Consider the following 22,755-nt stretch of genomic DNA (forward strand, 5'->3'; position numbering starts at 1 on the left):
ATGAGCGACATACCGGGGTGTAGCGCAGATGGGAGCGCGCGTGGTTTGGGACCATGAGGTCGCAGGTTCAATCCCTGTCACCCCGACCATCAAAAGTATTAGTTGAAAAATACTAAATACTATGATATAATATAAATCTGTAAAATACACATGCGGGTGTAGCTCAACGGTAGAGTTCCAGCCTTCCAAGCTGGCTGCGAGGGTTCGATTCCCTTCACCCGCTCCATTATGCGACTTTAGCTCAGTTGGATAGAGCAATTGCCTTCTAAGCAATGGGCCAGGGGTTCGAATCCCTTAAGTCGCACCAATATATGCGCTATTAGCTCAGTTGGTAGAGCAACTGACTCTTAATCAGTGGGTCCCGGGTTCGAATCCCTGATGGCGCATCAAAATATGGTGGACGTAGTTCAGTTGGTAGAGCGCCAGATTGTGGTTCTGGTTGTCGTGGGTTCGAGCCCCATCGTCCACCCCATTTAATTTAATTAATGTTGGGATGTCGCCAAGCGGTAAGGCACCAGACTTTGACTCTGGCATTCGTAGGTTCAAATCCTGCCTTCCCAGCCAATGTGGTTCACTAGCTCAGTCGGTAGAGCACATGACTTTTAATCATGGTGTCCGGGGTTCGATTCCCCGGTGAGCCACCAAAATTAAATATAAAATATAAAAACGTGCAGGTGTGGCGGAATTGGCAGACGCACTAGACTTAGGATCTAGCGCCTACGGCGTGGGGGTTCGACTCCCTTCACCTGCACCAAATATGCGGGAGTGGCTCAGTTGGTAGAGCGTCACCTTGCCAAGGTGAATGTCGCGAGTTCGAGTCTCGTCTCCCGCTCCATATTATCGGGGTGTAGCGCAGATGGGAGCGCGCGTGGTTTGGGACCATGAGGTCGCAGGTTCAATCCCTGTCACCCCGACCACTTAAAACAATAAATAATACATATGCGGGTGTAGCTCAACGGTAGAGTTCCAGCCTTCCAAGCTGGCTGCGAGGGTTCGATTCCCTTCACCCGCTCCATATGCGACTTTAGCTCAGTTGGATAGAGCAATTGCCTTCTAAGCAATGGGCCAGGGGTTCGAATCCCTTAAGTCGCACCATTTAAATACCGGGGTGTAGCGCAGATGGGAGCGCGCGTGGTTTGGGACCATGAGGTCGCAGGTTCAATCCCTGTCACCCCGACCACTTAAAATAATAAATAATACACATGCGGGTGTAGCTCAACGGTAGAGTTCCAGCCTTCCAAGCTGGCTGCGAGGGTTCGATTCCCTTCACCCGCTCCATTATGCGACTTTAGCTCAGTTGGATAGAGCAATTGCCTTCTAAGCAATGGGCCAGGGGTTCGAATCCCTTAAGTCGCACCAAAGATGCGCTATTAGCTCAGTTGGTAGAGCAACTGACTCTTAATCAGTGGGTCCCGGGTTCGAATCCCTGATGGCGCACCAAAATATGGTGAACGTAGTTCAATTGGTAGAGCACCAGATTGTGGTCCTGGTTGTCGTGGGTTCGATTCCCATCGTTCACCCCATTTAATTTAAACAATGTTGGGATGTCGCCAAGCGGTAAGGCACCAGACTTTGACTCTGGCATTCGTAGGTTCAAATCCTGCCTTCCCAGCCAATGTGGTTCACTAGCTCAGTCGGTAGAGCACATGACTTTTAATCATGGTGTCCGGGGTTCGATTCCCCGGTGAGCCACCAAAATTAAATATAAAATATAAAAACGTGCAGGTGTGGCGGAATTGGCAGACGCACTAGACTTAGGATCTAGCGCCTACGGCGTGGGGGTTCGACTCCCTTCACCTGCACCAAATATGCGGGAGTGGCTCAGTTGGTAGAGCGTCACCTTGCCAAGGTGAATGTCGCGAGTTCGAGTCTCGTCTCCCGCTCCAAAAACTATAAGAAGAGCCCAAACAATGTTTTGGGCTCTTATATTAAATATGCGGGTGTAGCTCAATGGTAGAGTTCCAGCCTTCCAAGCTGGCTGTGAGGGTCCGATTCCCTTCACCCGCTCCAAAAAAGCCCAAGACTAAAATTTTGGGCTTGAAATATAATATTGGGATGTCGCCAAGCGGTAAGGCACCAGACTTTGACTCTGGCATTCGTAGGTTCAAATCCTGCCATCCCAGCCAAATATTTAATAGTAACTATGCGCCCATAGCTCAGCTGGATAGAGTAGTGGACTTCGAATCCAATGGTCGCAGGTTCGACTCCTGTTGGGCGCACCAAAAGCGTTGAAATACCTAAGTTTACAAGGTTGTAAGCTTAGGTATTTTTGTTTGTTTCAATATTAGTTAAGGATGAAAATAAAGGGACTAAAATTTAATCGCTGCATTACTGAGTAAAATTATGGTATCATTATTTTATAGCTTGTTAAGTTTAGAGATGCAAAATATTGCATAATCATGTAGGTGAAAATGGGGAGGGAATAAAATGAAAAAAATAGGAATGATTGTGGCTGTTGAAATAGAGGCAGTATTAAATAAATTTGGAATGCCAATTCAAGAATTAAAATTTGCAGGTCACGTAGTTTATCAATATAAGTTAGCTGAACAGGAGCTATTTGTAATTCATAGTGGAGCAGGAGAAATTGCTGCGGCTATGGCAACGCAGTTTTTAATATCACAATTTAATATAGATTTAATTGTAAATTTTGGTGTTGTCGGTGGCTTGACACATGAAATGGCATTAGCAAGAACCTGCATTGTTGAAAGTGTTGTTCACTATGATTTTGATACGTCAGAGGCTGATGGATCTGAGGTTGGAAGATATCTTGACTATCCTAGTGTTTATATACCCACAACAAAAGAAATTCTACATAAAGCACTTGAAATTGAACCAACATTAAGAAAAGTAGTTTGTGCTTCTGGAGATAAATTCATTGCTCAAAAAGAGAAAAAGGAAGAACTGCATAATATTTATAAGGCGGATATTTGTGAAATGGAAGCTGCAGGAATTGTACTTACTTGTAATAAAAACAAAATTCCATGTTTGTTGATAAAAACTGTATCTGATAGCATTACTGGAGGAGCAAGTGAATTTTGGAACGCTGTTAATGAATCTGCAAGAATTTGTTTAGAGATAACAAGCAAAATTCTCAACAACTTTTAAATATCCAATTTATAAGTGAAAGTAAATAACGTATATATCATACTACTCGGCCGCCATATGTTGTATTATTAAAGTTTTATAAAGTTATTTAGAAACTTTATAATAACATACCTATTTATATGAAAATACACAATGAAAGCACTGGTGATACACTAGTGATTGTGCTTGTGTAACGTTTTGTCCCAGTTTTAATATACTGTACTATGGACAAGTTATATTAAATATTGGGGGGATAATATATGTGTAGAAGTTGTAGCTGTGAAGAAAGAAGTGACCGCTGTAGTGAAAGACGTCACTGCCGTAGAAAAAGAAGAAGAAGATGCTGCCCTAAAAATGTAGTTGTTAATGGCAGAAGAAATAACAATTTTGGTATAGCTGCTATATTGGCTTTGCTTTTTTTAGGTTGTTAGTACTTGGGCGCCCTAGAAATAGGGTGCTTTTTATGCAGAATATTATAAGTATTTAAGGTTACTATAATATCTGAGGTGGTAATATGAAGTATAAGGATAAAACAATTAATAACCAAGAAAATGAAGTAGTAAAACAGTTAAATCATACCTTAGCCTATGGTATTGATGGATTAGGTATTGCTCCAGTCCCTGAAAAAAGCATAGGAAATGAAGATATTGAAGCCGATAAAAATAATGCGAGACAGTGACTTTTCTTTTTTTATAGATATAAAAAATTACAAATGAAATTTTCTAAGCTATAATTTAAATGAATAGATTTTATTTTAATAGGAGAGAAAATTATGGGTTTGTTGAAGTTTCTTGGAAGAGGGAGCGCCTTTAATAGTAAGGAAGGGAATACAAGTGCCTTTTTAAAGAAGGATGATTATTTATTGCTTATCGATTGTGGAGAAGATATTTTTGATAGAGTAATTAAAGCTAAATTCCTAGAAGGTGTGGATAAAGTTAATGTTTTAATTACACATCTGCATCCAGATCATGTAGGGAGTCTGGGTACTTTAATATTCTATTGCTTCTATATAATGAAAATAAAGGTTAACATCTTTTATGAAGATGTTAAAGCTTTAGAACAATTGCTATCTCTGCAAGGTGCTGACAAATCTCAATACAATTTAGATTGCTGCAGCAAAATAATTGGACTGGACAAGGTTGGTGTAGAATTTATAGAAGCCTTTAAAACGGAGCATGTACCAAACTTTAAGAGTTTTGGTTACAAATTAAATATGATTGATGGCAAAAAAATTATATATTTTGGAGATACTAATGACCTTCCTAGTAATGTAGTAGATATGCTAAAACTTGATAATAATATTGAAGTATATATAGATACATGTTTAGCAGATTATCCAAATAGCGCTCATCTATCCATGAAAAAGTTATGTGAAAAAGCACCACATGAAATAAGGGGGAATATTTACTGCATGCATTATGATTCAGAAAGCTTGATTGAAGAAATTAGATTAAACGGATTTAACATAGTAGAAAATATAATATAGTAACTTGAGATAATTTGTTTATATAATGTTAAAATTGAGTTTACAAATAGTACTTAAAATTGACATAGAAATGCCATAATTGGTTGTTATTATATACACATAACAATGAATTAAGTCCCCCTTAATTAATTGATTATAAGCATTAAATCAGCTGATAAGCCCCCTTAACAGCTGATTTTTACTTTTTTGAGGTAAGTAGAAGCAAAAAAATAAAAAACAGGGTTGACATTGGGCATAAGTGAATATATAATAGTTTATGTGCTTAGGACAAGATAGCACAAAATGAATATGCGCTATTAGCTCAGTTGGTAGAGCAACTGACTCTTAATCAGTGGGTCCCGGGTTCGAATCCCTGATGGCGCACCAAAATCCTCTTAGTAATAAGAGGATTTTTTATTTTTTGTGATGGTTTTTTTCTTATCTAGAGTTAAAAGCATAAACAAACTAAAAAAGGGAAATATAATTTGGAAATCAATTATATGTATTAGGAGGCGTAGTACTCATATGGACAATGAAAAACAAGAATTGATGGAACAAATGAAAAAGTTTAGAGAAGAAGCTCATAAGCAGCAGCAAGAATATCAGCATCAGCTAGAAGAGTCTATTGAGAAGGTAGTTAACATATTAGATAATGTACAAAATCAAATGAAATCAAATCAAAAGCTTATAGAGATGAATGAGCTATTGGATGAGGCACAACAACAATTCATAGGAATTCCTATGGATGAAAAACATGAATTACAAAGAGGTGATGGAAAGAAAGAGGAGGAAAAGAAAGAAGAATGGTCTGAGGAAGATTAACTGTGTAAAAATATTTAAGACATATATAAATAGGTTGCCTTTAGACAACCTATTTTTTATAAGCAAAAATTATAAGTATTAATAATTGTTATAGTAAGGACAAGTTCTTAGATTAAGCTGCTCTATTACACCACAGCCAATTCTTCTTCCAGAAGCACCTGCAGGCTGTGTTCTATAATCATCAGGATTTTCGTGAATAATTACAGCTTTGCCTATTATATCTTTAACCTTAAATTTATCAGTAAAAAAACTCATTCTAGCATATCCTTTGTTGGAAAATAGAACAGGAAAATCGCCGGCATGATTGCCATGGGGCTGTTTGCTTGGGTTCCAGTGACCGCCTGAGGCGCTAAAGGGATTGCTCATATCACCCATTGTACAATTACCTATTTCATGAATATGAAAACCATGAGGACCAATAGGTGCTTTATTTTCAGAACCAGGCTTATATTCGGGAAGACCATGAACTTCAACATAAACTTCTGTTCCTCCCGGAACATCTACAAAGAGGACTTTACCATTAAGGGAAGGTGCAATTTTATCTCCCTTGATTGTAGCAGCAGCAAACATAAAAAACCTCCATCTAATTTGCTTCATTAATAAAATATGATATCATTATAAATTTGTGAATATTGTTTTCCATAAATATATAGAAATTGTATAGTGTTAAAATACGCAAATTGGAATATAATGAAATAATAACAAAGAACTACAAAGCTGAAGTTCATAAAACTCATTTATAGAATGATTGCTAATTTTAAATATATAGATACAGGAGGGGAGTTAAATTAAAAGGTTTCTAAAAATTATTAAAGAAATTAGTATATTTATTATTATTCAAATATTAGTATTTTGTACCTTTGGAGTGTGGTCTATATTCTATGGGCCATTCACTAATGTTAAAACAATGATTGTTACATCTGCTATGACTACTATGCGTCATCAGTATATAGCAAAAGCTTTTCTTAGTGAAAAAGAAATAAATGAAATTATGGATAAAAATAAGGTTGATACTACTGATAAATACTCAGACGAGAAGGCTATAGAAGTGGCTAAATATAATGATAGTGAAGCTTTTAAGAATGGGGATATTCAGTATAATGACAATAAGGGTGTTCCAAAAGAAAAGGATAATATTGAAATGGTAGACATAAGTAATGGAAAATATAAAGGTTATTTACTAATAGTGAGTAATCCAGATAGAGTTTCCGTAGCTACAACAAAAAAAGTGGGGAACTATGGCATGAAGCTTGAAGATATTGTAAAGGAATATGATGCCGTTGGAGGAATAAATGCAGGTGGATTTGCAGATGAAAATGGAAAGGGCAATGGAGGTACACCAATTGGACTTTTAATAGAAGATGGACAAGTAATTTACGGTAACGAAAAGGATCGGTATGATATTGTAGGGTTAAATGAAGACTCAGTGTTGGTGTTAGGATCTTATACGTTAAAGGAATTGAAGGCTAAAAAGATTAGAGATGCAGTAACTTTTTCACCATTCTTAGTAGTTAATGGACAGCCTACTATTAAACAAGGTAATGGAGGCTGGGGTATAGCACCAAGAACAGCAATAGGACAGCGAAAGGATGGAACTATACTAATGCTAGTAATCGATGGCAGACAGGTTTCAAGCATTGGAGCTACACTTAAAGAGGTCCAAGATATCATGCTTCAATATGATGCCTATAATGCAGCAAATTTAGATGGTGGAGCGTCAACTACAATGATTTATGAAAATAAGACTATCAATCATCCCTGCAGCCAATATGGACCAAGATATCTACCATCAGCTTTTATTATTAAAAAGAACTAAGCTAAGATATAAGAAATAAAAGGATGTATTTTTTTATAATATATTGACTATTGGATTTTAGTATGTTATTATACTTGAAAAGAAACCTTTAAGCTTGGTCCTGTGAGACCATGAAGGCATGTTATATACAGTTATTAGCTTACTACGCTATAATTACGCCTTCCTTAAAGGAAGGCTTTTATTATGCCCTTTAAATTTAGCCCAGTGAGGTTAAGAAGGAGGAATTACAATGTTAAAAGGAAGACATTTAATCGACCCAATGGATTTTACACTAGAGGAACTTAATGAGGTTTTTAACTTAGCAGATCAAATTATTGCATGCCCAGAGGAATTTGCCCATACTTGTGAGGGTAAGATTCTAGCAACTCTTTTCTATGAACCAAGCACAAGAACTAGATTCAGCTTTGAAGCAGCTATGTTAAGACTTGGAGGAAAGGTATTAGGATTTTCAGAACCTAATTCTAGTTCAGCTGCTAAAGGCGAAAGTGTGGCTGATACAATAAGAACCGTTGCATGCTATGCAGATATAGCTGTAATGAGACATCCTAAGGAAGGAGCTCCAAAGGTAGCTTCTATGTATTCTGATATGCCTGTAATCAATGCAGGTGATGGAGGACATCAGCACCCAACTCAAACATTAACAGATTTATTAACTATCAAAACTGTAAAGAAAAGTCTATCAAATCAAACTATTGGCCTATGCGGAGACTTGAAATTCGGAAGAACAGTTCACTCCTTGATTAAGGCATTATCAAGATATGAAAACAACAAATTTGTACTAATCTCACCTAATGAATTAAAAATTCCAGATTATATAAGAAGAGAAATATTACAAAAGAATAATATAGAGTTTGTTGAAGTGGAACGAATGGAAGAAGTTATCGATAAGCTAGATATACTATATATGACTAGAGTCCAAAGGGAAAGATTCTTTAATGAAGAAGACTACATAAGACTTAAAGATAGTTATATATTAGATGGCGAAAAAATGAAGCTGGCAAAAGATGATATGATAGTACTTCACCCTCTACCTAGAGTAAATGAAATAAGCTATGAAGTAGACCTAGATCCTAGAGCATGTTATTTTAGACAGGCTAAATATGGGATGTTTGTAAGAATGGCATTAATAGCAAAATTACTAGGTGTTAAATAGAGGAGGGGTTAGGATGCTTACAATAAATAGTATTAAAAATGGTTTGGTTATAGATCATATAAAGGCTGGACATGGTGCTAAAATATTTAATTATCTAGGGCTTGATAAAGCAGATTTTAGAGTTGCTCTTATAATGAATGTTGAAAGTTCAAAACTTGGTAGAAAAGATATTATCAAAATTGAAAATGTTATGGATTTGGATTACACAATACTAGGACTTTTAGATCCTAATATAACAATAGATGTGATTGAGAACGAAATATTAAAAGAGAAGATAAAGTTAGAGCTTCCAAAGAGAGTAGAAAATATATTTAAATGCAAAAATCCAAGGTGTATTACTTCAATAGAGAGTCATATTCAGAACAATTTTTATCTTGTAGATGCTAAGAAGGGCGAGTATAGATGTGAATATTGTGATGAGGCTCATACAGCATTGGAGGTGTAGTTATGGAGCTGCTAATTAAGAATGCAGAAATTATTGATTGGTCTCAAAGCTTCCGTGGCGATATTTACATTAAAGATGGAAAGATAAATGAACTTGGTGAAAATATAATAAAAGATTGTAAAGTATTAGAGGCAGAAGGCTTAACCTTACTGCCTTCCTTTGTGGATTTGCATACTCACTTTAGGGAACCAGGGTTTACCTATAAGGAGGATATAGAAACAGGAAGCTTAGCTGCAGCTAGAGGCGGATATACTGCTGTAAATTTAATGGCTAATACAAATCCAGTGTGCAGTAACATGGATGTAGTTAATTTAGTGAATAAAAGAGCTGCAGAAGTAAATTTAATTGATATACATCAGACAGTTTCAATTACTAATAACTTTGATGGCGAAGATTTAAGTCATATAGATGGTTTAGACAGCAGTGTGGTATGTCTATCAGATGATGGTAAAGGTGTAGCAAACAGTAAGATAATGCTGGAGGCTATGATTAAAGCAAAACATAAGGGACTTACTATTATGAGTCATGCTGAAAGTGAAGAACTAGCAGGGGTAGACAGCAGACTAGCTGAAAATACAATGAGCTGGCGGGATATAACTCTAGCTAGATATACAGGCTGTCATCTTCATCTAGCTCATGTAAGCACAAAAGAAGTAGTTAGCTATATAATGGAGGCAAAAACTCAGGGCTGTAATATAACCTGTGAAGTAACTCCGCACCATATAGCTTTAACGGATGAAACAGACTATAAGGTTAATCCTCCTTTAAGAAAAAGCGAGGATATTGAATATATAATTAAAGCAATAAAAGCTGGATATATTGATGCCATAGCTACCGATCATGCACCTCACAGTGCAGAGGATAAGAAAAAAGGTGCTAATGGGATATCTGGTATAGAAACAGCATTTTCTGTATGCTATACAAAGCTGGTAAAAGGCGGACATATTACACTTAATAGATTATCAGAGCTGATGTCCAAAAATCCTTCCTATATAATGAACTTTAATAAAGGTGAAATCAAGATAGGAAGGGAAGCAGATTTTGTTCTAGTAAATCTTAATGAGAAATATGAAATCAATTCAAAAAACTTTGCTTCAAAAGGGAAAAATTCACCTTTTGATGGATACAGCGTATATGGCAAAATAGTATCTACTATAAAACGTGGAAAAGTTATTTTTAATGAAAGATAGTGGAGGTAGGAATATGATTATAGATAAATTACATGAAATTGTAGATAAAAAAGGTCCTGTATGTGTAGGATTAGATACTGCAATAGAATACTTACCAGAGAGTTTTTTAAAGAAATATAACTATATAGACCATGCTTTATATAGATTTAATGAGAGAATTATAGATGCCACCTTTGATATAGCTGGCTGCTATAAGGTTCAAATTGCCTACTATGAGGCCTTAGGAACTTTAGGTCTTGAGGTATATAAAAATACACTTAAATATATAAGAGAAAAAGGCGGAATTGTTATAGGCGATATAAAAAGAGGCGATATAGCAGCAACAGCATCTATGTATGCTAAAGCACACTTTACTGGTGACTTTGAGTGTGACTTTGTTACGCTAAATCCATATATGGGACTAGATAGTATAGAACCATATTTGAAGTATGTTGAAAGTGGAGAAAAGGGAATATTCGCCTTGGTTAGAACCTCGAATAAAGGCGCAAAAGATATACAGTATATAGACAGCAACGGAGAAAAAGTTTATGAGATAGTTGGAGACAAAATAAATCAGCTGGGGAAAAAATATGTTGGAAGCTGCGGCTATAGTGCAATAGGCGGAGTAGTTGGATGTACACATAGAGATGAAGCAATGGAAATAAGAAAAAGGCTAGGCAGTACCTACTTCTTAATACCAGGCTATGGAGCACAAGGTGGTACAGCAGAAGATGTAGCATTATATATGAAGAATGGAAACGGTGGAGTGGTTAATTCCTCAAGAGGCATACTTTTAGCTTATAAGAATCAGGAAGGCAGAGAAAATGATTTTGAACTCTGCGCTAGAGAAGAGGTTCTTAGAATAAGAGAAGAGTTAAATAAAGCTCTAGGAGGAAAAGAGAATGAACATAAGTTATGGACAGCATATAGCGCTTAGTAATAAACAAGTTTCTGATGGAATATATAAGCTTACTGTTAGTGGAAGCTTTAAAGGAGTTCCGGGACAGTTTTATATGCTTAAGTGTTCTAGTGAAGGGGCACTTCTCCCAAGACCTATAAGTATATATGATATAGATGAAAATAGCATTACTTTTTTATATAACGTAGTTGGCAAAGGAACAAAAGCTTTAAGTAAAATTGCAAAGGGAGATAGCGTAGAACTCCATGGACCTCTAGGAAATGGGTTCAATGTAGGAGGCCTAAGTGGAAGAGTAGCAATTGTAACTGGTGGCATTGGTATAGCACCTATGCTTTACACTGCAAAAGCTATCAAGGATTGTGAAATAGATCTATATTCAGGATTTAGAAACAGTATATATGAAGTTGAGAATTTTAATGAATATGTAAATAAAATAGTAATATCTACTGAGAGCGGTGAAATTGGCTCAAAAGGATATATTACAAATGTTTTTAAGCCTGAGGACTATGATGTAGTACTTTGCTGTGGTCCAGAGGTTATGATGAATAGGGTAATATTAATGTGCAGAGAAAAAAAGGTTCCAGTGTATGTATCAATGGAGAAGCATATGGCTTGTGGAGTGGGTGCTTGCCTTGTATGTACCTGCAAGACAAAAGATGGAAACAAGAGAACCTGTAAGGATGGACCTGTATTTTTGGGAGAGGAGGTCCTATTAGATGCTTAGTTTGGATATATGCGGCGTTAATTTTAAGAATCCAGTTATTGCAGCTTCCGGAACCTTTGGTTTTGGTAGAGAATATGGGGAGATATATGATGTAGCTGCACTTGGTGGAATATGTACTAAAGGCTTGACATTAAACAAGCGTGAAGGAAATAACGGAGTTAGAATGTACGAGACTCCATCAGGGATGATGAATAGTGTAGGACTTCAAAACCCTGGAATAGACAGTTTTATAGAGCTAGAAATGAAAAGAATGAGAGAGCTTAATACAGTAATAATCGCTAATTTAGGTGGTGGTACTGTTGAAGAATATATTGAAGGAGCTAAGAAATTAAGCAGTACTGATGTAGATATGATTGAACTTAATATATCATGTCCCAATGTTAAATGTGGGGGCATGAATTTTGGAATTAAATCCGAAGTAGCCTATTCTATTGTAAGTGAAGTTAAGAAGGTATGTAAAAAGCCATTAATAGTAAAGCTTTCTCCTAATGCAGAAGATATAGTTGATATGGCGGTTAAGTGCTGTGAGGGAGGAGCTGATGCTTTATCTTTAATAAATACCCTTAAGGGCATGGCTATAGATATAAACAAAAAAAAGGCTGTTTTTGATAATGTATATGCGGGGGTATCTGGACCTGCAATAAAGCCAGTTGCATTAAGAATGGTTCATGAAGTGAGTAAGGCGGTTTCGGTTCCTGTAATTGGTATGGGCGGGATTGTAACTGCAGAAGACGCTATTGAATTTATAATGGCTGGTGCTGCTGCAATTCAAGTTGGAACAGCCAATTTTATAAAACCAGATGTGTGCCTTGATATAATAAATGGAATACAAGTGTTTATGAGAAAAGAAGGAATAAAGCATATAAATGAAATAAGAGGAATTATATAGTTGGAGGGTTAAATATGGAAAATAGAGTGTTAGATTTACTTAAGGAAACTGAAGCATTACTTGAAGGACACTTTTTACTTTCATCAGGAAAGCATAGCAATAGATACTGCCAATGTGCAAGACTACTACAATATCCACAAAAGGCTGAAGAAGTATTAAGTGTGGTAGTGGAAAAATTAAAAAAGGTTGATTTTGATTTAATAGTTGGTCCTGCAATGGGTGGGATAATTGTTGCATATGAACTGGGAAGGCAATTAAATAAGCCGGCAATATTCACTGAAAGAGTGGATGGAGAAATGTGCTTAAGAAGAGGCTTTGAAATTAAAGCAGGCCAAAAGGTTATTATTGCAGAGGATGTAGTAACTACAGGAAAGTCATCCTTAGAAACCTCCAAGGTAATAGAAGGCTTTGGAGGAACAGTGGTTGGAATAGCATGCATAGCTGATAGAAGTGTTGAGAAAGTGGACCTTGCTTTATACAGTGCTATAAAACTCAATGTAGAAGCATATTCTGCTGAGGAATGTCCATTATGCAAGGAAAAAATACCTTATATTAAACCTGGCAGTAGAAATATAAAGTAATATTTAATGAAGGCTCATGCTCGCAAGATGCATGAGTTTTTTTATTTGTAGAGTATTTGGAGAAAATATAATAAATATTTCACAAATTTACAAAAATATATTATTATTTTATTGTATAATAAGGTATAATAAATAATGGATTTTTATATGAAACAAGATTTATAAAGCTAAATTTTCAGCTTTATCATAAATAGAGGAGTGATATGGAATGGCTAAGCCTAGCATATTCAGTAAGGATTATGAAAAAAGGATGAAAAGAAGAAAGAAAATAATTGCAGCTATTGTAGTTGTGGTTATAGGGGTAGGATCGCTTGCTGTATTTAAAGTTGATGTGAAGAATAATCTAAAGAAAATATTTACGACTACAAATAAGGTTAATAAACAAAATTCTAGTGATAAAAAAGTAGAAGAAAATAAAAATCAAAAGACAGACACCAATGCTCAAAATAATAATTCTCAAAAGGAAGCAAGTGCAAATACAAAGGAACAAGATGAGAAGGGATATGATTTAACTTTAAGCAGTGGTGCACAGGTAAAAGTTATATATGATGAAAAAGACAACAACAAAAAGTTTAAATATATATTTCCAGCAGATAACTCTATAAACTATAATATAAGTCCTTCTGGTAAAGGAATAGTTATACTGGATACTAAAACACAGTCCATGACATATGTGGATATAGACGGAAATAAGCAGGATATAAGCTATGCTCAGTACACTTCCAGTGGTGGTACAACATTTACAAGGGAAAATGTTGTGAAGGAAAAGCCTGAGTATGTATGGTCGCAGTCACCAAAGTTTTTGGATGAAGAGAATGTAGCGTTTATAACACAAGTTCCATGGTTTGATAATAGAGCTACCAAATATGTTTGGAAAGTAAATATAAAAAGTAAAGAATTTAGTCATTTTCAAGGTGTTGAAGGGGATGACATAAAACTAAATAATCTTACAGACAAGGGGCTAGAAGCTGTAATTGCAGATAAAACAAAATATCTCAAGGCTGACGGTCAAGTTACTGAATAGAGAGGTTTTTTATGGAAATAGGGTTATCATCTGCTAGCTTTTACCCTGAAGTAAATACAGAGGACAGCATAGCACTTATGAAAAAAATAGGATTTGACTTTGGTGAAATTTTTCTAAATAGCCCAAGTGAATATGAAGAAGAATTTATTAAAATGCTTTTAGAAAAGGTAGAGACAAATTCGTTTAGGGTAAATTCAGTTCATGCTTTTGGCTCACAGTTTGAACCATATCTCTTTGACAAATATAAAAGAAGAAGAGAGGATATGGTTAAGTATTTTAAGAACATATGCAGAGCAGGAAGCATGCTTGGAGCTAAATGTTATGTGTTTCACGGAATGCGGCTGGAAAGTTTTGAAATTATTGATAAAAATTTAGTTATAGATATTTATAATGAACTTTCTTATATTGCGTTAGAAAATGGAATAAAGCTAGCTCAGGAAAATGTATCCTGGTGTATGTCTTCAAATATTAAATTTCTTGAAATGCTTAAGGAAAAGTGTAAATATCCAGTTTATTTTACTATTGATATAAAGCAAGCGTATAAGTCTGGAATTGAACCTAATAGTTATATTGATATAATGGGAAAAGATATAATCAACTTTCATATTAATGACAGAGACGATAAAAATGTATGCTTGCTGCCGGGAAGAGGAACAGTTGATTATGAAAGTATTATAAATAAATTAAAGGAAGTGGAATATAAAGGTCCGGCAATTTTAGAAGTGTATCGAAGCAATTACAGAGATTATGCTGAACTATTAGAATCAAAACTTTGGACTCAAAAGCATTTACAAATGTAGTTAATAGTTGTAAAAAGCAATATTTATGGTATATAATTATAAAGACAAGAAAATTGTAGGATTAATTACAATAATATTTGTAAATAATTTTAAATGTATGTTATAATATTATGGTTAATATACTTACAAGTTAATTAGGAGGAATAGTATAATGAACGTTAAAATGGAAAAAATAGAACAAAACGTTGTTAAATTAGAAATAACTGTTGAGGCTGAAAAGTTTAATGAAGCTTTAAAGAAATCCTATGCAAAGAACTCTAAAAAGTTTAATATACCAGGATTTAGAAAAGGTAAAGCTCCAATGAATATAATAAAGAAGTACTATGGTGAAGGAGTACTTTATGAAGATGCTATAAATTTCGTATGTGAAGATACATATCCACAAGTAGTTAAAGATAATGACTTAAATCCAGTTGATTATCCAGAAATAGACATAGTTGAAATTGGCGAAGGCAAAGAATTCGTTTATACTGCAAAAGTTGTTGTAAAGCCAGAAGTTGAACTTGGTGAATACAAAGGAGTAGAAGTTAAAAAAGTTGAATATCCAGTAAACGAAGAAGAAATAGATAGTCAATTAAAGGCTATGCAAGAAAGAAATGCTAGAATTGAAACAAAAGAAGAAGGAACTGTAGAGAATGGAAATATAGCTATTATCGACTTTAAAGGCTTCGTTGATGGAATAGCATTTGAAGGCGGAGAAGGAAAAGACTACTCTCTTGAAATAGGTTCAGGTTCCTTTATAGATACTTTTGAAGAGCAATTAATTGGTACAAAAGTTGGAGAAACTAAAAATGTAAATGTTACATTCCCAGAACACTATGGAAAAGAAGAACTTAACGGAAAGCCTGCAGTATTTGAAGTTACTGTAAAGGAAATAAAAGTTAAGGAGCTTCCTTCATTAGATGATGAATTTGCTAAAGAGGTTTCAGAGTTTGATACTTTAGATGAATTAAAGGCTGACTTAAAAAAGAAAATGGAAGAATCAAATGATTTAAGAGCTAAGAGAGAATATGAAGAAGCTGCTGTAGATGCTGTTTGTGCAAATGCAACTGTTGATATTCCAGCAGTAATGATAGAAAAAGAAATAGATGTAATGATAAAAGATCTAGAAATGAGATTAAGATATCAAGGTCTAGATTTAAATACATACTATGCTTATACTAACAATACTGAAGAAAAAGTTAGAGAATTCATGAAAGAAAGCGCAGAAAAGAGAGTTAAGACTGAATTAGTCCTTTCAAAGATAGCTAAAGCTGAAAATGTTGAAGCAACTGAAGAAGAATTAATGGAAAAGGCAACAGAAATGGCTAAACAATACGGACAAAACGATGTTGAAAAGACAGCTAAACTTATTGTTGATTCTCAAGGAGAGTATATTAAACTTGACGTAGTAAATGAAAAAGTTGTAAAAATGATTGTAGAAAATAGTAAAACTGTAGCATAATTTGCAATAAATTGTTTAAAAGATGTTCACAAATCTTTTAAACTAAAAATGCAAAAAACAGATATAATATATTTATAGGACTTAGTTGCCAGATTTTTTTCTGGCAATTAATTTTATAGATGATTTGTAGAGGAGGAGATTTTATGAGTTTAGTTCCAATGGTTATTGAGCAGACTAATAGAGGAGAAAGATCATATGATATTTATTCTAGACTTTTAAAGGACAGAATAATAATGCTTGGAGAAGAAGTAAACGATACTACTGCAAGCCTAATTGTGGCTCAGTTATTATTCCTTGAAGGAGAAGACCCAGATAAAGACATTTATCTATATATTAACAGCCCAGGAGGTTCAATTACTGCTGGAATGGCTATATATGATACTATGCAATACATAAAGCCAGATGTATCGACTATTTGTGTAGGAATGGCTGCTTCCATGGGAGCATTCTTGCTTACTGCTGGTGCTAAAGGTAAGAGATTTGCACTTCCAAATAGTGAAATTATGATACATCAACCATTAGGTGGCTTTCAAGGTCAAGCAACAGATATAGGAATACATGCTAAAAGAATACTTGATATAAAGAAAAAGCTGAATGAGATTCTAAGTGAAAGAACTGGTCAGCCGCTAGAAAGAATTCAGCAAGACACTGAGAGAGATAATTTTATGTCTGCAGAGGAAGCTATGAAATATGGTCTTATAGATGAGGTTATAACTAAAAAGAAATAACCTAGTGAGGTGTGAAGATGGCTAAAAATGAAGATAAAAAACAATTAAAGTGTTCATTTTGCGGAAAAAGCCAAGATCAAGTCAGAAGACTTATTGCTGGTCCAGGGGTATATATATGTGATGAATGTATTGAATTATGCTCTGAGATTATCGTAGATGAGTTTGATGACAATGTTCAGGTAGATGTAGGATCTTTACCAAAACCTGTAGAAATAAAGTCCTACCTTGATCAATACGTAGTTGGTCAAGATGAAGCAAAAAAATCACTTGCAGTTGCTGTTTATAATCACTATAAAAGAATAAATTTAAATAATGAAAGTGACGATGTTGATCTTCAAAAGAGTAATATTTTATTGCTAGGTCCAACTGGTTCAGGTAAGACACTTCTTGCTCAAACATTAGCCAAAATGTTAAATGTACCATTTGCTATTGCAGATGCAACTACATTAACTGAAGCAGGTTATGTTGGAGAAGATGTGGAAAACATTCTTTTAAAGCTTATTCAAAATGCTGATTATGATATTGAAAGAGCAGAAAAAGGTATAATATATATAGATGAAATAGATAAAATAGCAAGAAAGTCAGAAAACCCATCAATAACAAGAGATGTATCTGGGGAAGGTGTTCAGCAGGCCTTGCTAAAAATTCTTGAAGGAACTGTAGCTTCAGTACCTCCACAAGGTGGAAGAAAGCATCCTCATCAAGAATTTATTCAAATTAATACTACTAACATATTATTTATATGTGGTGGTGCATTTGATGGGATTGATAAAATTATCGAAAGAAGAACAAGACAAAGTGCTTTAGGCTTTGGTGCAGAGATCCAATCAAAGAAACAAAAGGATATTGGCAAACTTCTTAAGGAAATAATGCCAGGAGACCTTTTAAAGTTTGGATTAATACCAGAATTTGTTGGAAGATTACCTATTGTAGTTACTTTAGATGCTTTAGATAAAGATGCATTGGTAAAGATATTGACAGAACCTAAAAATGCACTTGTTAAGCAATACAAAAAGTTATTTGAGATGGATAATGTAGAGCTAGAATTTAATAATGAAGCTTTAACTTCCATTGCAGAAGAAGCTATTACAAGGAATACAGGTGCTAGAGGTTTACGAGCAATTATTGAAGAGATTATGAAGAACATAATGTTTGAAATACCTTCAAGAGAAGAAATTGCAAAGGTCATAGTAAATGATGATACTGTTAAGAATAAGACACCTCAATTAATTATGGCTGAAGATGGTAAAAGAGTGCCATTAAAGGTTTCTAAAAAGGCATTAGGTAAAAAAGGAATAGAATCAGCATAAGAGCAGTGAATAACTGCTCTTTTTTATTTCTAATTATCTTTATTAGAATATATTACATAAAAGATGTGCATACTACAAAAAGTAAATAGGATAAATTTACTAAAAGTACTAGGAAGGAGGGCAGAGTTTAATACGTAAGATATTAAACTGTATTAATTATGACTAATGTATTAATATTCATAGAATTGTTATGCACAGTAGTTATGGGATTATATTTCTTCAATGCATTAAAAGGACAGCAGTCAAACAAGGTGGTAATTGATAAAGAGAATAAAAAAGAAATGGAAAAACTGAGAAAGATGAGGAATGTATGCTTAACAGAGCCTCTTACAGAAAAGAGCAGACCTGCTACTTTTAATGAAATAATAGGTCAGGAAAAAGGAATAAAGGCTTTACAAGCAGCACTTTGTGGACCTAATCCCCAGCATGTAATTATATATGGACCTCCAGGTATCGGAAAAACAGCAGCAGCAAGACTAGTCTTAGAAGATGCAAAGAAAAAAACATATTCACCCTTCAAAGCAAATGCAAAGTTTGTTGAAATCGATGCAACAACAGTAAGGTTCGATGATAGAGGTATAGCAGACCCACTTATAGGTTCTGTTCATGATCCCATATACCAAGGCGCTGGCCCATTAGGTGTAGCTGGTATTCCGCAGCCAAAGCCAGGGGCAGTTACTAAAGCCCATGGAGGGATACTTTTTATTGATGAAATTGGAGAACTTCATCCTATAGAAATGAATAAACTTCTTAAAGTTCTTGAGGATAGAAAAGTATTGCTTGATAGTGCTTACTATAATTCAGAGGATCAAAATATGCCATTGTACATAAAAGATATATTTGAAAATGGACTCCCAGCAGACTTTAGACTTATCGGAGCTACTACAAGAAGCCCAGAAGAGATTATCCCAGCTATAAGGTCAAGATGTGTAGAAGTATTCTTTAGAGCCCTTTTACCAGAGGAAATTGAGATAATAGCACAAAATGCAGTAGATAAAATAGGCATTAAAATTGAGGAAAAGGCAAAAAAATTAGTAGGTAAATACGCTACAAACGGGAGAGACTCAGTCAATCTTATTCAATTAGCTGCAGGTATTGCCATTAATGAGGGAAGAAATTGTGTTATTACTTCAGATGTGGAGTGGGTAATTGAAAATGGTCAATATTCTCCAAGACCAGAGAAGAAAATAAATGATAAACCTCAAATTGGATATGTTAATGGTCTTGCTGTGTTTGGGGCTAATATGGGTGCTGTAATGGAAATAGAAGCCACTGCAAGAAAAAGTAAATTAAGAAAAGGTACGCTTAGGATTACAGGAATAATTGAAGAAGAAGAGATAAAAAATTCAAATGGTAATATTAGACGTAAGAGTACTGCAAGATGCTCTGTAGAAAATGTGATTACAGTTTTGGATAAGGTATATGATATTAACTGCAATAATTATGATATACATGTAAATTTTCCAGGAGGAGTACCTGTGGATGGGCCTTCTGCAGGGATAAGTATAGCCACTGCTATATATAGTGCTATAACAGGAATAGCAGTTAACAACGAAGTAGCAATGACTGGGGAATTGTCAATACACGGAAATGTTAAACCAATTGGAGGAGTAAATGCAAAAATATCTGCTGCGCAAAAGGCTGGAGCAACTAAAGTAATAATTCCAGAAGAAAACTGGCAGGAAAGCTTTAGTTTAATTGAAGATGTAAAAATTGTTGCAGTAAAAAGTATCAGTGAAGTAATTGAATTAGCATTATGTAATAATAGTTTGGATAAAGGAACGGTAACAATTGATTCAGGTACTGACATTCTTTCAGCAAAGTCGGTAAAAGCATAGTTTTCCATTTAAAAATATGAATGCAATAAACTAGAATTTCATGAAGTATGTAGTAAACACCATTGAAAAAGGTGTATTTTATGGGTATAATATATAAGTCTAACTACTTATAACTAGCCATAAAGAATTAACCTTAAATACTAGTTTATTGCATTAGATTATTTTGTTCATTAATATATACAATATATTTTACATAGATTATGAAAAGTGAGGGGAGAACTATGGAAAACAATATTAAAATTCTTCCTCTAATTCCATTAAGAGGTATAACAATTTTTCCTTATATGGTTCTACATTTTGATGTAGGTAGAGAAAAATCTATTCTTGCTTTAGAAGAAGCAATGCTAAAGGATCAGGAGATTTTTCTTGTGTCACAAAAGGACGCAAAAGTAGAAGAACCAATAGAAGAAGATATATTTACAATAGGGTCAATTTGTAATATAAAGCAAATATTAAAATTACCTGGGGATACAGTAAGAGTGTTAGTAGAGGGAGTAAGCAGAGCAAGAATATCAAATTATATTCAGCTAGAACCTTTTTTTAAAGCTGAAATTGAGCTGCTTGAAGACGAAGAGGTAGTAATAAATAAGGAATCTGAGGCCTTGGTACGCTCAATGAGAAAAAGCTTTGATGAGTATATAAAATTGTCTGGGAATATACCAGCAGAAATTCTTGTATCAATAGAAGATGTAGAGAACCCAGGAAGACTTGCTGATGTTATTAGCTCATATTTGATGTTAAAGGGAGAGAAAAAACAAGAATTGCTTGAAGCCTATGATGTCTCTGAAAGGCTTGAAAAGCTTATTGTTATGATAAACAATGAAGTTGACATATTAAAGATTGAAAGAAAAATTGGTGTTAAGGTTAAGAACAAAGTTGATAAATCTCAGAAGGAATACTATTTAAGGGAGCAGCTAAAGGCCATACAAGAAGAATTGGGAGAAGACGACGAAGATAAAAAAGAAATAGCAAGATATAAAAGTAGAATAACTAAGGCAAAATTACCTAAAGTAGTTAAGGAAAAGGCACTTTATGAATTGGATAGATTGAAGAATAGTGGAAGTTACTCTGCAGAAGGTGGAGTTATCAGAAGTTATCTGGATTGGATTTTAGATCTGCCTTGGAATAATGAAACAAAGGACAATTTGGATGTAAAAAAGGCTAGAGAAGTGTTAGAAGAAGAGCATTATGGACTTGAAGATGTGAAGGATAGAATAATTGAATATCTTGCAGTTAGGAAAATGAGTAATTCTCTTAAAGGACCAATAATATGTCTTGTAGGTCCTCCAGGAGTCGGTAAAACCTCAATAGCAAGGTCAATAGCAAAAGCATTAAATAGAAACTTTGTTAGAATGTCTTTAGGCGGAGTAAGAGATGAGGCGGAAATAAGAGGTCACAGAAAGACTTACGTTGGTGCAATACCAGGTAGAATAATATATGGAATGAAACAAGCAAAGTCTAAAAATCCATTATTCCTATTAGATGAGATAGATAAGATGAGTAATGATTTTAGAGGAGACCCAGCAGATGCGCTACTTGAAGTTTTAGATTCAGAGCAAAATAGTACTTTTAGAGATCACTACTTGGAATTGGATTTTGATTTGTCAAAAGCACTTTTTGTAACCACTGCTAACAGCTTAGAAACAATTCCAAGACCTTTACTAGATAGAATGGAAATAATTGAAGTCTCAGGTTATACTTATGAGGAAAAATTCCATATTGCTAAGAATCATCTTATACCAAAACAATTAAAGGAGCATAATATTGAAAAAGATATTATAACCTTTGCTGATAATTCAATATATAATGTGATTGAAAATTATACTAGGGAATCAGGTGTTAGAAGTCTAGAAAGAAAATTGGCTACTCTACTTAGAAAAGCCATTGCTGAGATGGTTGAAAAAGATAAAAAGAATATTAACATTACATCAAATCATGTGAAGAAGTATTTAGGACCAGCTATTTATACCTTTGAAAAAGCAGATAGGGAAGATAAAATTGGTGTAGTCACTGGTATGGCTTGGACTGGATATGGAGGAGATACTCTTCCAGTAGAAGTAACAGTAATGCCAGGTAATGGAAAACTTGAACTTACTGGTCAATTGGGAGATGTTATGAAGGAATCAGCTAGAGCTGGATACAGCTATGTTAGAGCAAATGCAGAGAAGTATGGTATAAATCCTGAATTTCACAAGGATAAGGATATACATATACATGTACCAGAAGGTGCTGTTCCAAAGGATGGTCCGTCTGCTGGGGTTACAATGATTACAGCACTTGTTTCAGCACTAAGCAACAGAAAGGTAAGACATAATGTAGCTATGACTGGAGAAATAACACTTACAGGTAGAGTACTTCCAATAGGTGGTTTAAAGGAAAAGACTTTAGCAGCATATAGGGCTGGTATAGATACAATTATCATACCTAAGGAAAATGAGAAGGACATGCTTAAAATACCAAAGACTATAAAAAGTAAACTTACATTTATATTAGCAGATAAAATTGATATAGTTTTAGAAATGGCACTTTTATAGGAGAAATATT

21 protein-coding genes and 25 tRNA genes are annotated in these 22,755 nt (G+C 34.6%); 45 read left to right on the forward strand and 1 reads right to left on the reverse strand.

All coding sequences use genetic code 11. The annotated features are described in order from the left end of the window. Positions 1 to 13: 13 nt before the first annotated feature. The 30 genes from bsdE14_RS14700 to bsdE14_RS14845 all read left to right on the forward strand — a co-directional run bounded on the left by bsdE14_RS14700 (position 14) and on the right by bsdE14_RS14845 (position 5,371). Positions 14 to 89 (forward strand) — tRNA-Pro (locus tag bsdE14_RS14700). 63 nt (positions 90 to 152) lie between these two features. After that, positions 153 to 226, forward strand: a tRNA-Gly gene (locus bsdE14_RS14705). 4 nt (positions 227 to 230) lie between these two features. Continuing rightward, positions 231 to 307: transfer RNA gene (locus tag bsdE14_RS14710), tRNA-Arg, on the forward strand. Between the two features lie 6 nt (positions 308 to 313). Next, positions 314 to 386: transfer RNA gene (locus bsdE14_RS14715), tRNA-Lys, on the forward strand. Between the two features lie 10 nt (positions 387 to 396). Next, a tRNA-His gene (locus bsdE14_RS14720) sits at positions 397 to 472 on the forward strand. A 17-nt stretch (positions 473 to 489) separates the two neighbouring features. Further along, a tRNA-Gln gene (locus tag bsdE14_RS14725) sits at positions 490 to 564 on the forward strand. 4 nt (positions 565 to 568) lie between these two features. Further along, positions 569 to 644 (forward strand) — tRNA-Lys (locus bsdE14_RS14730). A 26-nt stretch (positions 645 to 670) separates the two neighbouring features. Continuing rightward, positions 671 to 754 (forward strand) — tRNA-Leu (locus bsdE14_RS14735). 5 nt (positions 755 to 759) lie between these two features. Continuing rightward, positions 760 to 835: transfer RNA gene (locus tag bsdE14_RS14740), tRNA-Gly, on the forward strand. Between the two features lie 6 nt (positions 836 to 841). Then, a tRNA-Pro gene (locus bsdE14_RS14745) sits at positions 842 to 917 on the forward strand. Positions 918 to 941: 24 nt separating this feature from the next. Beyond that, a tRNA-Gly gene (locus bsdE14_RS14750) sits at positions 942 to 1,015 on the forward strand. 3 nt (positions 1,016 to 1,018) lie between these two features. After that, a tRNA-Arg gene (locus tag bsdE14_RS14755) sits at positions 1,019 to 1,095 on the forward strand. Between the two features lie 9 nt (positions 1,096 to 1,104). Then, positions 1,105 to 1,180 (forward strand) — tRNA-Pro (locus bsdE14_RS14760). Between the two features lie 24 nt (positions 1,181 to 1,204). After that, a tRNA-Gly gene (locus bsdE14_RS14765) sits at positions 1,205 to 1,278 on the forward strand. A gap of 4 nt (positions 1,279 to 1,282) precedes the next feature. Continuing rightward, positions 1,283 to 1,359: transfer RNA gene (locus bsdE14_RS14770), tRNA-Arg, on the forward strand. A 5-nt stretch (positions 1,360 to 1,364) separates the two neighbouring features. Beyond that, positions 1,365 to 1,440: transfer RNA gene (locus bsdE14_RS14775), tRNA-Lys, on the forward strand. A gap of 7 nt (positions 1,441 to 1,447) precedes the next feature. Beyond that, positions 1,448 to 1,523: transfer RNA gene (locus tag bsdE14_RS14780), tRNA-His, on the forward strand. Between the two features lie 17 nt (positions 1,524 to 1,540). After that, positions 1,541 to 1,615 (forward strand) — tRNA-Gln (locus bsdE14_RS14785). Positions 1,616 to 1,619: 4 nt separating this feature from the next. After that, positions 1,620 to 1,695: transfer RNA gene (locus tag bsdE14_RS14790), tRNA-Lys, on the forward strand. A gap of 26 nt (positions 1,696 to 1,721) precedes the next feature. Next, positions 1,722 to 1,805 (forward strand) — tRNA-Leu (locus bsdE14_RS14795). Between the two features lie 5 nt (positions 1,806 to 1,810). Then, positions 1,811 to 1,886, forward strand: a tRNA-Gly gene (locus bsdE14_RS14800). Positions 1,887 to 1,936: 50 nt separating this feature from the next. Continuing rightward, positions 1,937 to 2,010, forward strand: a tRNA-Gly gene (locus bsdE14_RS14805). Positions 2,011 to 2,051: 41 nt separating this feature from the next. Next, positions 2,052 to 2,126: transfer RNA gene (locus tag bsdE14_RS14810), tRNA-Gln, on the forward strand. 19 nt (positions 2,127 to 2,145) lie between these two features. Then, positions 2,146 to 2,222 (forward strand) — tRNA-Arg (locus tag bsdE14_RS14815). Between the two features lie 205 nt (positions 2,223 to 2,427). Then, entirely contained in the window at positions 2,428 to 3,105 is a 678-nt protein-coding gene (locus tag bsdE14_RS14820) for a 5'-methylthioadenosine/S-adenosylhomocysteine nucleosidase (protein WP_264850739.1), read from the forward strand. A gap of 239 nt (positions 3,106 to 3,344) precedes the next feature. Next, entirely contained in the window at positions 3,345 to 3,515 is a 171-nt protein-coding gene (locus tag bsdE14_RS14825; protein ID WP_264850740.1) for a hypothetical protein, read from the forward strand. Positions 3,516 to 3,598: 83 nt separating this feature from the next. Continuing rightward, positions 3,599 to 3,763 carry a hypothetical protein gene (locus tag bsdE14_RS14830; protein WP_264850741.1) on the forward strand — a complete coding sequence of 55 codons (165 nt, stop codon included), beginning with the start codon at positions 3,599 to 3,601 and terminating at the stop codon, positions 3,761 to 3,763. 93 nt (positions 3,764 to 3,856) lie between these two features. Continuing rightward, positions 3,857 to 4,570 (forward strand): MBL fold metallo-hydrolase, encoded by a 714-nt coding sequence (locus tag bsdE14_RS14835; protein WP_264850742.1) that lies wholly within the window; start codon positions 3,857 to 3,859, stop codon positions 4,568 to 4,570. A 290-nt stretch (positions 4,571 to 4,860) separates the two neighbouring features. Next, positions 4,861 to 4,936, forward strand: a tRNA-Lys gene (locus bsdE14_RS14840). Positions 4,937 to 5,074: 138 nt separating this feature from the next. Beyond that, complete coding sequence (locus bsdE14_RS14845) at positions 5,075 to 5,371, forward strand: hypothetical protein (protein ID WP_264850743.1); 297 nt, start codon at positions 5,075 to 5,077, stop codon at positions 5,369 to 5,371. A 78-nt stretch (positions 5,372 to 5,449) separates the two neighbouring features. On the opposite strand, the gene bsdE14_RS14850 is transcribed toward bsdE14_RS14845, so the two are convergent. Beyond that, complete coding sequence (locus tag bsdE14_RS14850; protein WP_264850744.1) at positions 5,450 to 5,941, reverse strand: superoxide dismutase family protein; 492 nt, start codon at positions 5,939 to 5,941, stop codon at positions 5,450 to 5,452. Between the two features lie 337 nt (positions 5,942 to 6,278). On the opposite strand from bsdE14_RS14850, the gene bsdE14_RS14855 reads away from it, so the two are divergent. The 15 genes from bsdE14_RS14855 (at position 6,279) to lon (ending at position 22,745) form a co-directional block, all read left to right on the forward strand. Further along, positions 6,279 to 7,187, forward strand: a complete 909-nt coding sequence (locus tag bsdE14_RS14855; protein ID WP_264850745.1) for a phosphodiester glycosidase family protein — start codon at positions 6,279 to 6,281, stop codon at positions 7,185 to 7,187. 229 nt (positions 7,188 to 7,416) lie between these two features. Beyond that, the gene (gene pyrB, locus bsdE14_RS14860) at positions 7,417 to 8,340 is read left to right on the forward strand and encodes an aspartate carbamoyltransferase (RefSeq protein ID WP_264850746.1); all 924 of its coding nucleotides are present in this window, start codon (positions 7,417 to 7,419) and stop codon (positions 8,338 to 8,340) included. Positions 8,341 to 8,353: 13 nt separating this feature from the next. After that, positions 8,354 to 8,785 carry an aspartate carbamoyltransferase regulatory subunit gene (locus tag bsdE14_RS14865; protein WP_264850747.1) on the forward strand — a complete coding sequence of 144 codons (432 nt, stop codon included), beginning with the start codon at positions 8,354 to 8,356 and terminating at the stop codon, positions 8,783 to 8,785. A 2-nt stretch (positions 8,786 to 8,787) separates the two neighbouring features. Next, positions 8,788 to 9,975, forward strand: a complete 1,188-nt coding sequence (locus tag bsdE14_RS14870; protein WP_264850748.1) for a dihydroorotase — start codon at positions 8,788 to 8,790, stop codon at positions 9,973 to 9,975. Between the two features lie 13 nt (positions 9,976 to 9,988). Continuing rightward, positions 9,989 to 10,891, forward strand: a complete 903-nt coding sequence (gene pyrF, locus bsdE14_RS14875) for an orotidine-5'-phosphate decarboxylase (protein WP_264850750.1) — start codon at positions 9,989 to 9,991, stop codon at positions 10,889 to 10,891. Then, a complete protein-coding gene (locus bsdE14_RS14880; RefSeq protein ID WP_264850751.1) occupies positions 10,857 to 11,597 on the forward strand; it encodes a dihydroorotate dehydrogenase electron transfer subunit in 741 nt (246 codons plus the stop codon). Before pyrF ends, bsdE14_RS14880 begins: the two co-directional genes overlap by 35 nt. Next, the gene (locus tag bsdE14_RS14885) at positions 11,590 to 12,486 is read left to right on the forward strand and encodes a dihydroorotate dehydrogenase (RefSeq protein WP_264850752.1); all 897 of its coding nucleotides are present in this window, start codon (positions 11,590 to 11,592) and stop codon (positions 12,484 to 12,486) included. The genes bsdE14_RS14880 and bsdE14_RS14885 overlap by 8 nt, the downstream gene beginning before the upstream one ends. A 14-nt stretch (positions 12,487 to 12,500) precedes the next feature. Continuing rightward, the gene (pyrE, locus tag bsdE14_RS14890) at positions 12,501 to 13,067 is read left to right on the forward strand and encodes an orotate phosphoribosyltransferase (RefSeq protein ID WP_264850753.1); all 567 of its coding nucleotides are present in this window, start codon (positions 12,501 to 12,503) and stop codon (positions 13,065 to 13,067) included. A 208-nt stretch (positions 13,068 to 13,275) separates the two neighbouring features. Beyond that, a complete protein-coding gene (locus tag bsdE14_RS14895; protein WP_264850754.1) occupies positions 13,276 to 14,091 on the forward strand; it encodes a hypothetical protein in 816 nt (271 codons plus the stop codon). Positions 14,092 to 14,102: 11 nt separating this feature from the next. Further along, a complete protein-coding gene (locus tag bsdE14_RS14900; RefSeq protein ID WP_264850755.1) occupies positions 14,103 to 14,891 on the forward strand; it encodes a sugar phosphate isomerase/epimerase family protein in 789 nt (262 codons plus the stop codon). 151 nt (positions 14,892 to 15,042) lie between these two features. Beyond that, entirely contained in the window at positions 15,043 to 16,335 is a 1,293-nt protein-coding gene (gene tig / locus bsdE14_RS14905) for a trigger factor (RefSeq protein ID WP_264850756.1), read from the forward strand. Between the two features lie 143 nt (positions 16,336 to 16,478). Continuing rightward, positions 16,479 to 17,063 carry an ATP-dependent Clp endopeptidase proteolytic subunit ClpP gene (clpP, locus tag bsdE14_RS14910; RefSeq protein WP_264850757.1) on the forward strand — a complete coding sequence of 195 codons (585 nt, stop codon included), beginning with the start codon at positions 16,479 to 16,481 and terminating at the stop codon, positions 17,061 to 17,063. 17 nt (positions 17,064 to 17,080) lie between these two features. Then, positions 17,081 to 18,373 (forward strand): ATP-dependent Clp protease ATP-binding subunit ClpX, encoded by a 1,293-nt coding sequence (gene clpX / locus bsdE14_RS14915; protein ID WP_264850759.1) that lies wholly within the window; start codon positions 17,081 to 17,083, stop codon positions 18,371 to 18,373. 158 nt (positions 18,374 to 18,531) lie between these two features. Further along, complete coding sequence (gene lonB / locus bsdE14_RS14920) at positions 18,532 to 20,211, forward strand: ATP-dependent protease LonB (protein WP_264850760.1); 1,680 nt, start codon at positions 18,532 to 18,534, stop codon at positions 20,209 to 20,211. Between the two features lie 221 nt (positions 20,212 to 20,432). Beyond that, complete coding sequence (gene lon / locus bsdE14_RS14925; protein ID WP_264850761.1) at positions 20,433 to 22,745, forward strand: endopeptidase La; 2,313 nt, start codon at positions 20,433 to 20,435, stop codon at positions 22,743 to 22,745. The last annotated feature ends 10 nt before the right edge of the window (positions 22,746 to 22,755 follow it).

This window comes from Clostridium omnivorum (assembly GCF_026012015.1).
GTDB classification, from domain to species: Bacteria; Bacillota; Clostridia; order Clostridiales; family Clostridiaceae; genus Clostridium_AX; species Clostridium_AX omnivorum.

Bases quoted from the DNA above. Each gene is read 5' to 3' on its own strand.
- bsdE14_RS14850 (WP_264850744.1), bottom strand. From the start codon at position 5,941: ATGTTTGCTGCTGCTACAATCAAGGGAGATAAAATTGCACCTTCCCTT.
- bsdE14_RS14830 (WP_264850741.1), top strand. From the start codon at position 3,599: ATGAAGTATAAGGATAAAACAATTAATAACCAAGAAAATGAAGTAGTA.
- lonB (WP_264850760.1), top strand. From the start codon at position 18,532: ATGACTAATGTATTAATATTCATAGAATTGTTATGCACAGTAGTTATG.
- bsdE14_RS14835 (WP_264850742.1), top strand. From the start codon at position 3,857: ATGGGTTTGTTGAAGTTTCTTGGAAGAGGGAGCGCCTTTAATAGTAAG.
- pyrE (WP_264850753.1), top strand. From the start codon at position 12,501: ATGGAAAATAGAGTGTTAGATTTACTTAAGGAAACTGAAGCATTACTT.
- pyrF (WP_264850750.1), top strand. From the start codon at position 9,989: ATGATTATAGATAAATTACATGAAATTGTAGATAAAAAAGGTCCTGTA.
- bsdE14_RS14820 (WP_264850739.1), top strand. From the start codon at position 2,428: ATGAAAAAAATAGGAATGATTGTGGCTGTTGAAATAGAGGCAGTATTA.
- bsdE14_RS14855 (WP_264850745.1), top strand. From the start codon at position 6,279: ATGATTGTTACATCTGCTATGACTACTATGCGTCATCAGTATATAGCA.
- bsdE14_RS14865 (WP_264850747.1), top strand. From the start codon at position 8,354: ATGCTTACAATAAATAGTATTAAAAATGGTTTGGTTATAGATCATATA.
- pyrB (WP_264850746.1), top strand. From the start codon at position 7,417: ATGTTAAAAGGAAGACATTTAATCGACCCAATGGATTTTACACTAGAG.
- lon (WP_264850761.1), top strand. From the start codon at position 20,433: ATGGAAAACAATATTAAAATTCTTCCTCTAATTCCATTAAGAGGTATA.
- bsdE14_RS14845 (WP_264850743.1), top strand. From the start codon at position 5,075: ATGGACAATGAAAAACAAGAATTGATGGAACAAATGAAAAAGTTTAGA.
- bsdE14_RS14885 (WP_264850752.1), top strand. From the start codon at position 11,590: ATGCTTAGTTTGGATATATGCGGCGTTAATTTTAAGAATCCAGTTATT.
- bsdE14_RS14870 (WP_264850748.1), top strand. From the start codon at position 8,788: ATGGAGCTGCTAATTAAGAATGCAGAAATTATTGATTGGTCTCAAAGC.
- clpX (WP_264850759.1), top strand. From the start codon at position 17,081: ATGGCTAAAAATGAAGATAAAAAACAATTAAAGTGTTCATTTTGCGGA.
- bsdE14_RS14900 (WP_264850755.1), top strand. From the start codon at position 14,103: ATGGAAATAGGGTTATCATCTGCTAGCTTTTACCCTGAAGTAAATACA.
- clpP (WP_264850757.1), top strand. From the start codon at position 16,479: ATGAGTTTAGTTCCAATGGTTATTGAGCAGACTAATAGAGGAGAAAGA.
- bsdE14_RS14880 (WP_264850751.1), top strand. From the start codon at position 10,857: ATGAACATAAGTTATGGACAGCATATAGCGCTTAGTAATAAACAAGTT.
- tig (WP_264850756.1), top strand. From the start codon at position 15,043: ATGAACGTTAAAATGGAAAAAATAGAACAAAACGTTGTTAAATTAGAA.
- bsdE14_RS14895 (WP_264850754.1), top strand. From the start codon at position 13,276: ATGGCTAAGCCTAGCATATTCAGTAAGGATTATGAAAAAAGGATGAAA.
- bsdE14_RS14825 (WP_264850740.1), top strand. From the start codon at position 3,345: ATGTGTAGAAGTTGTAGCTGTGAAGAAAGAAGTGACCGCTGTAGTGAA.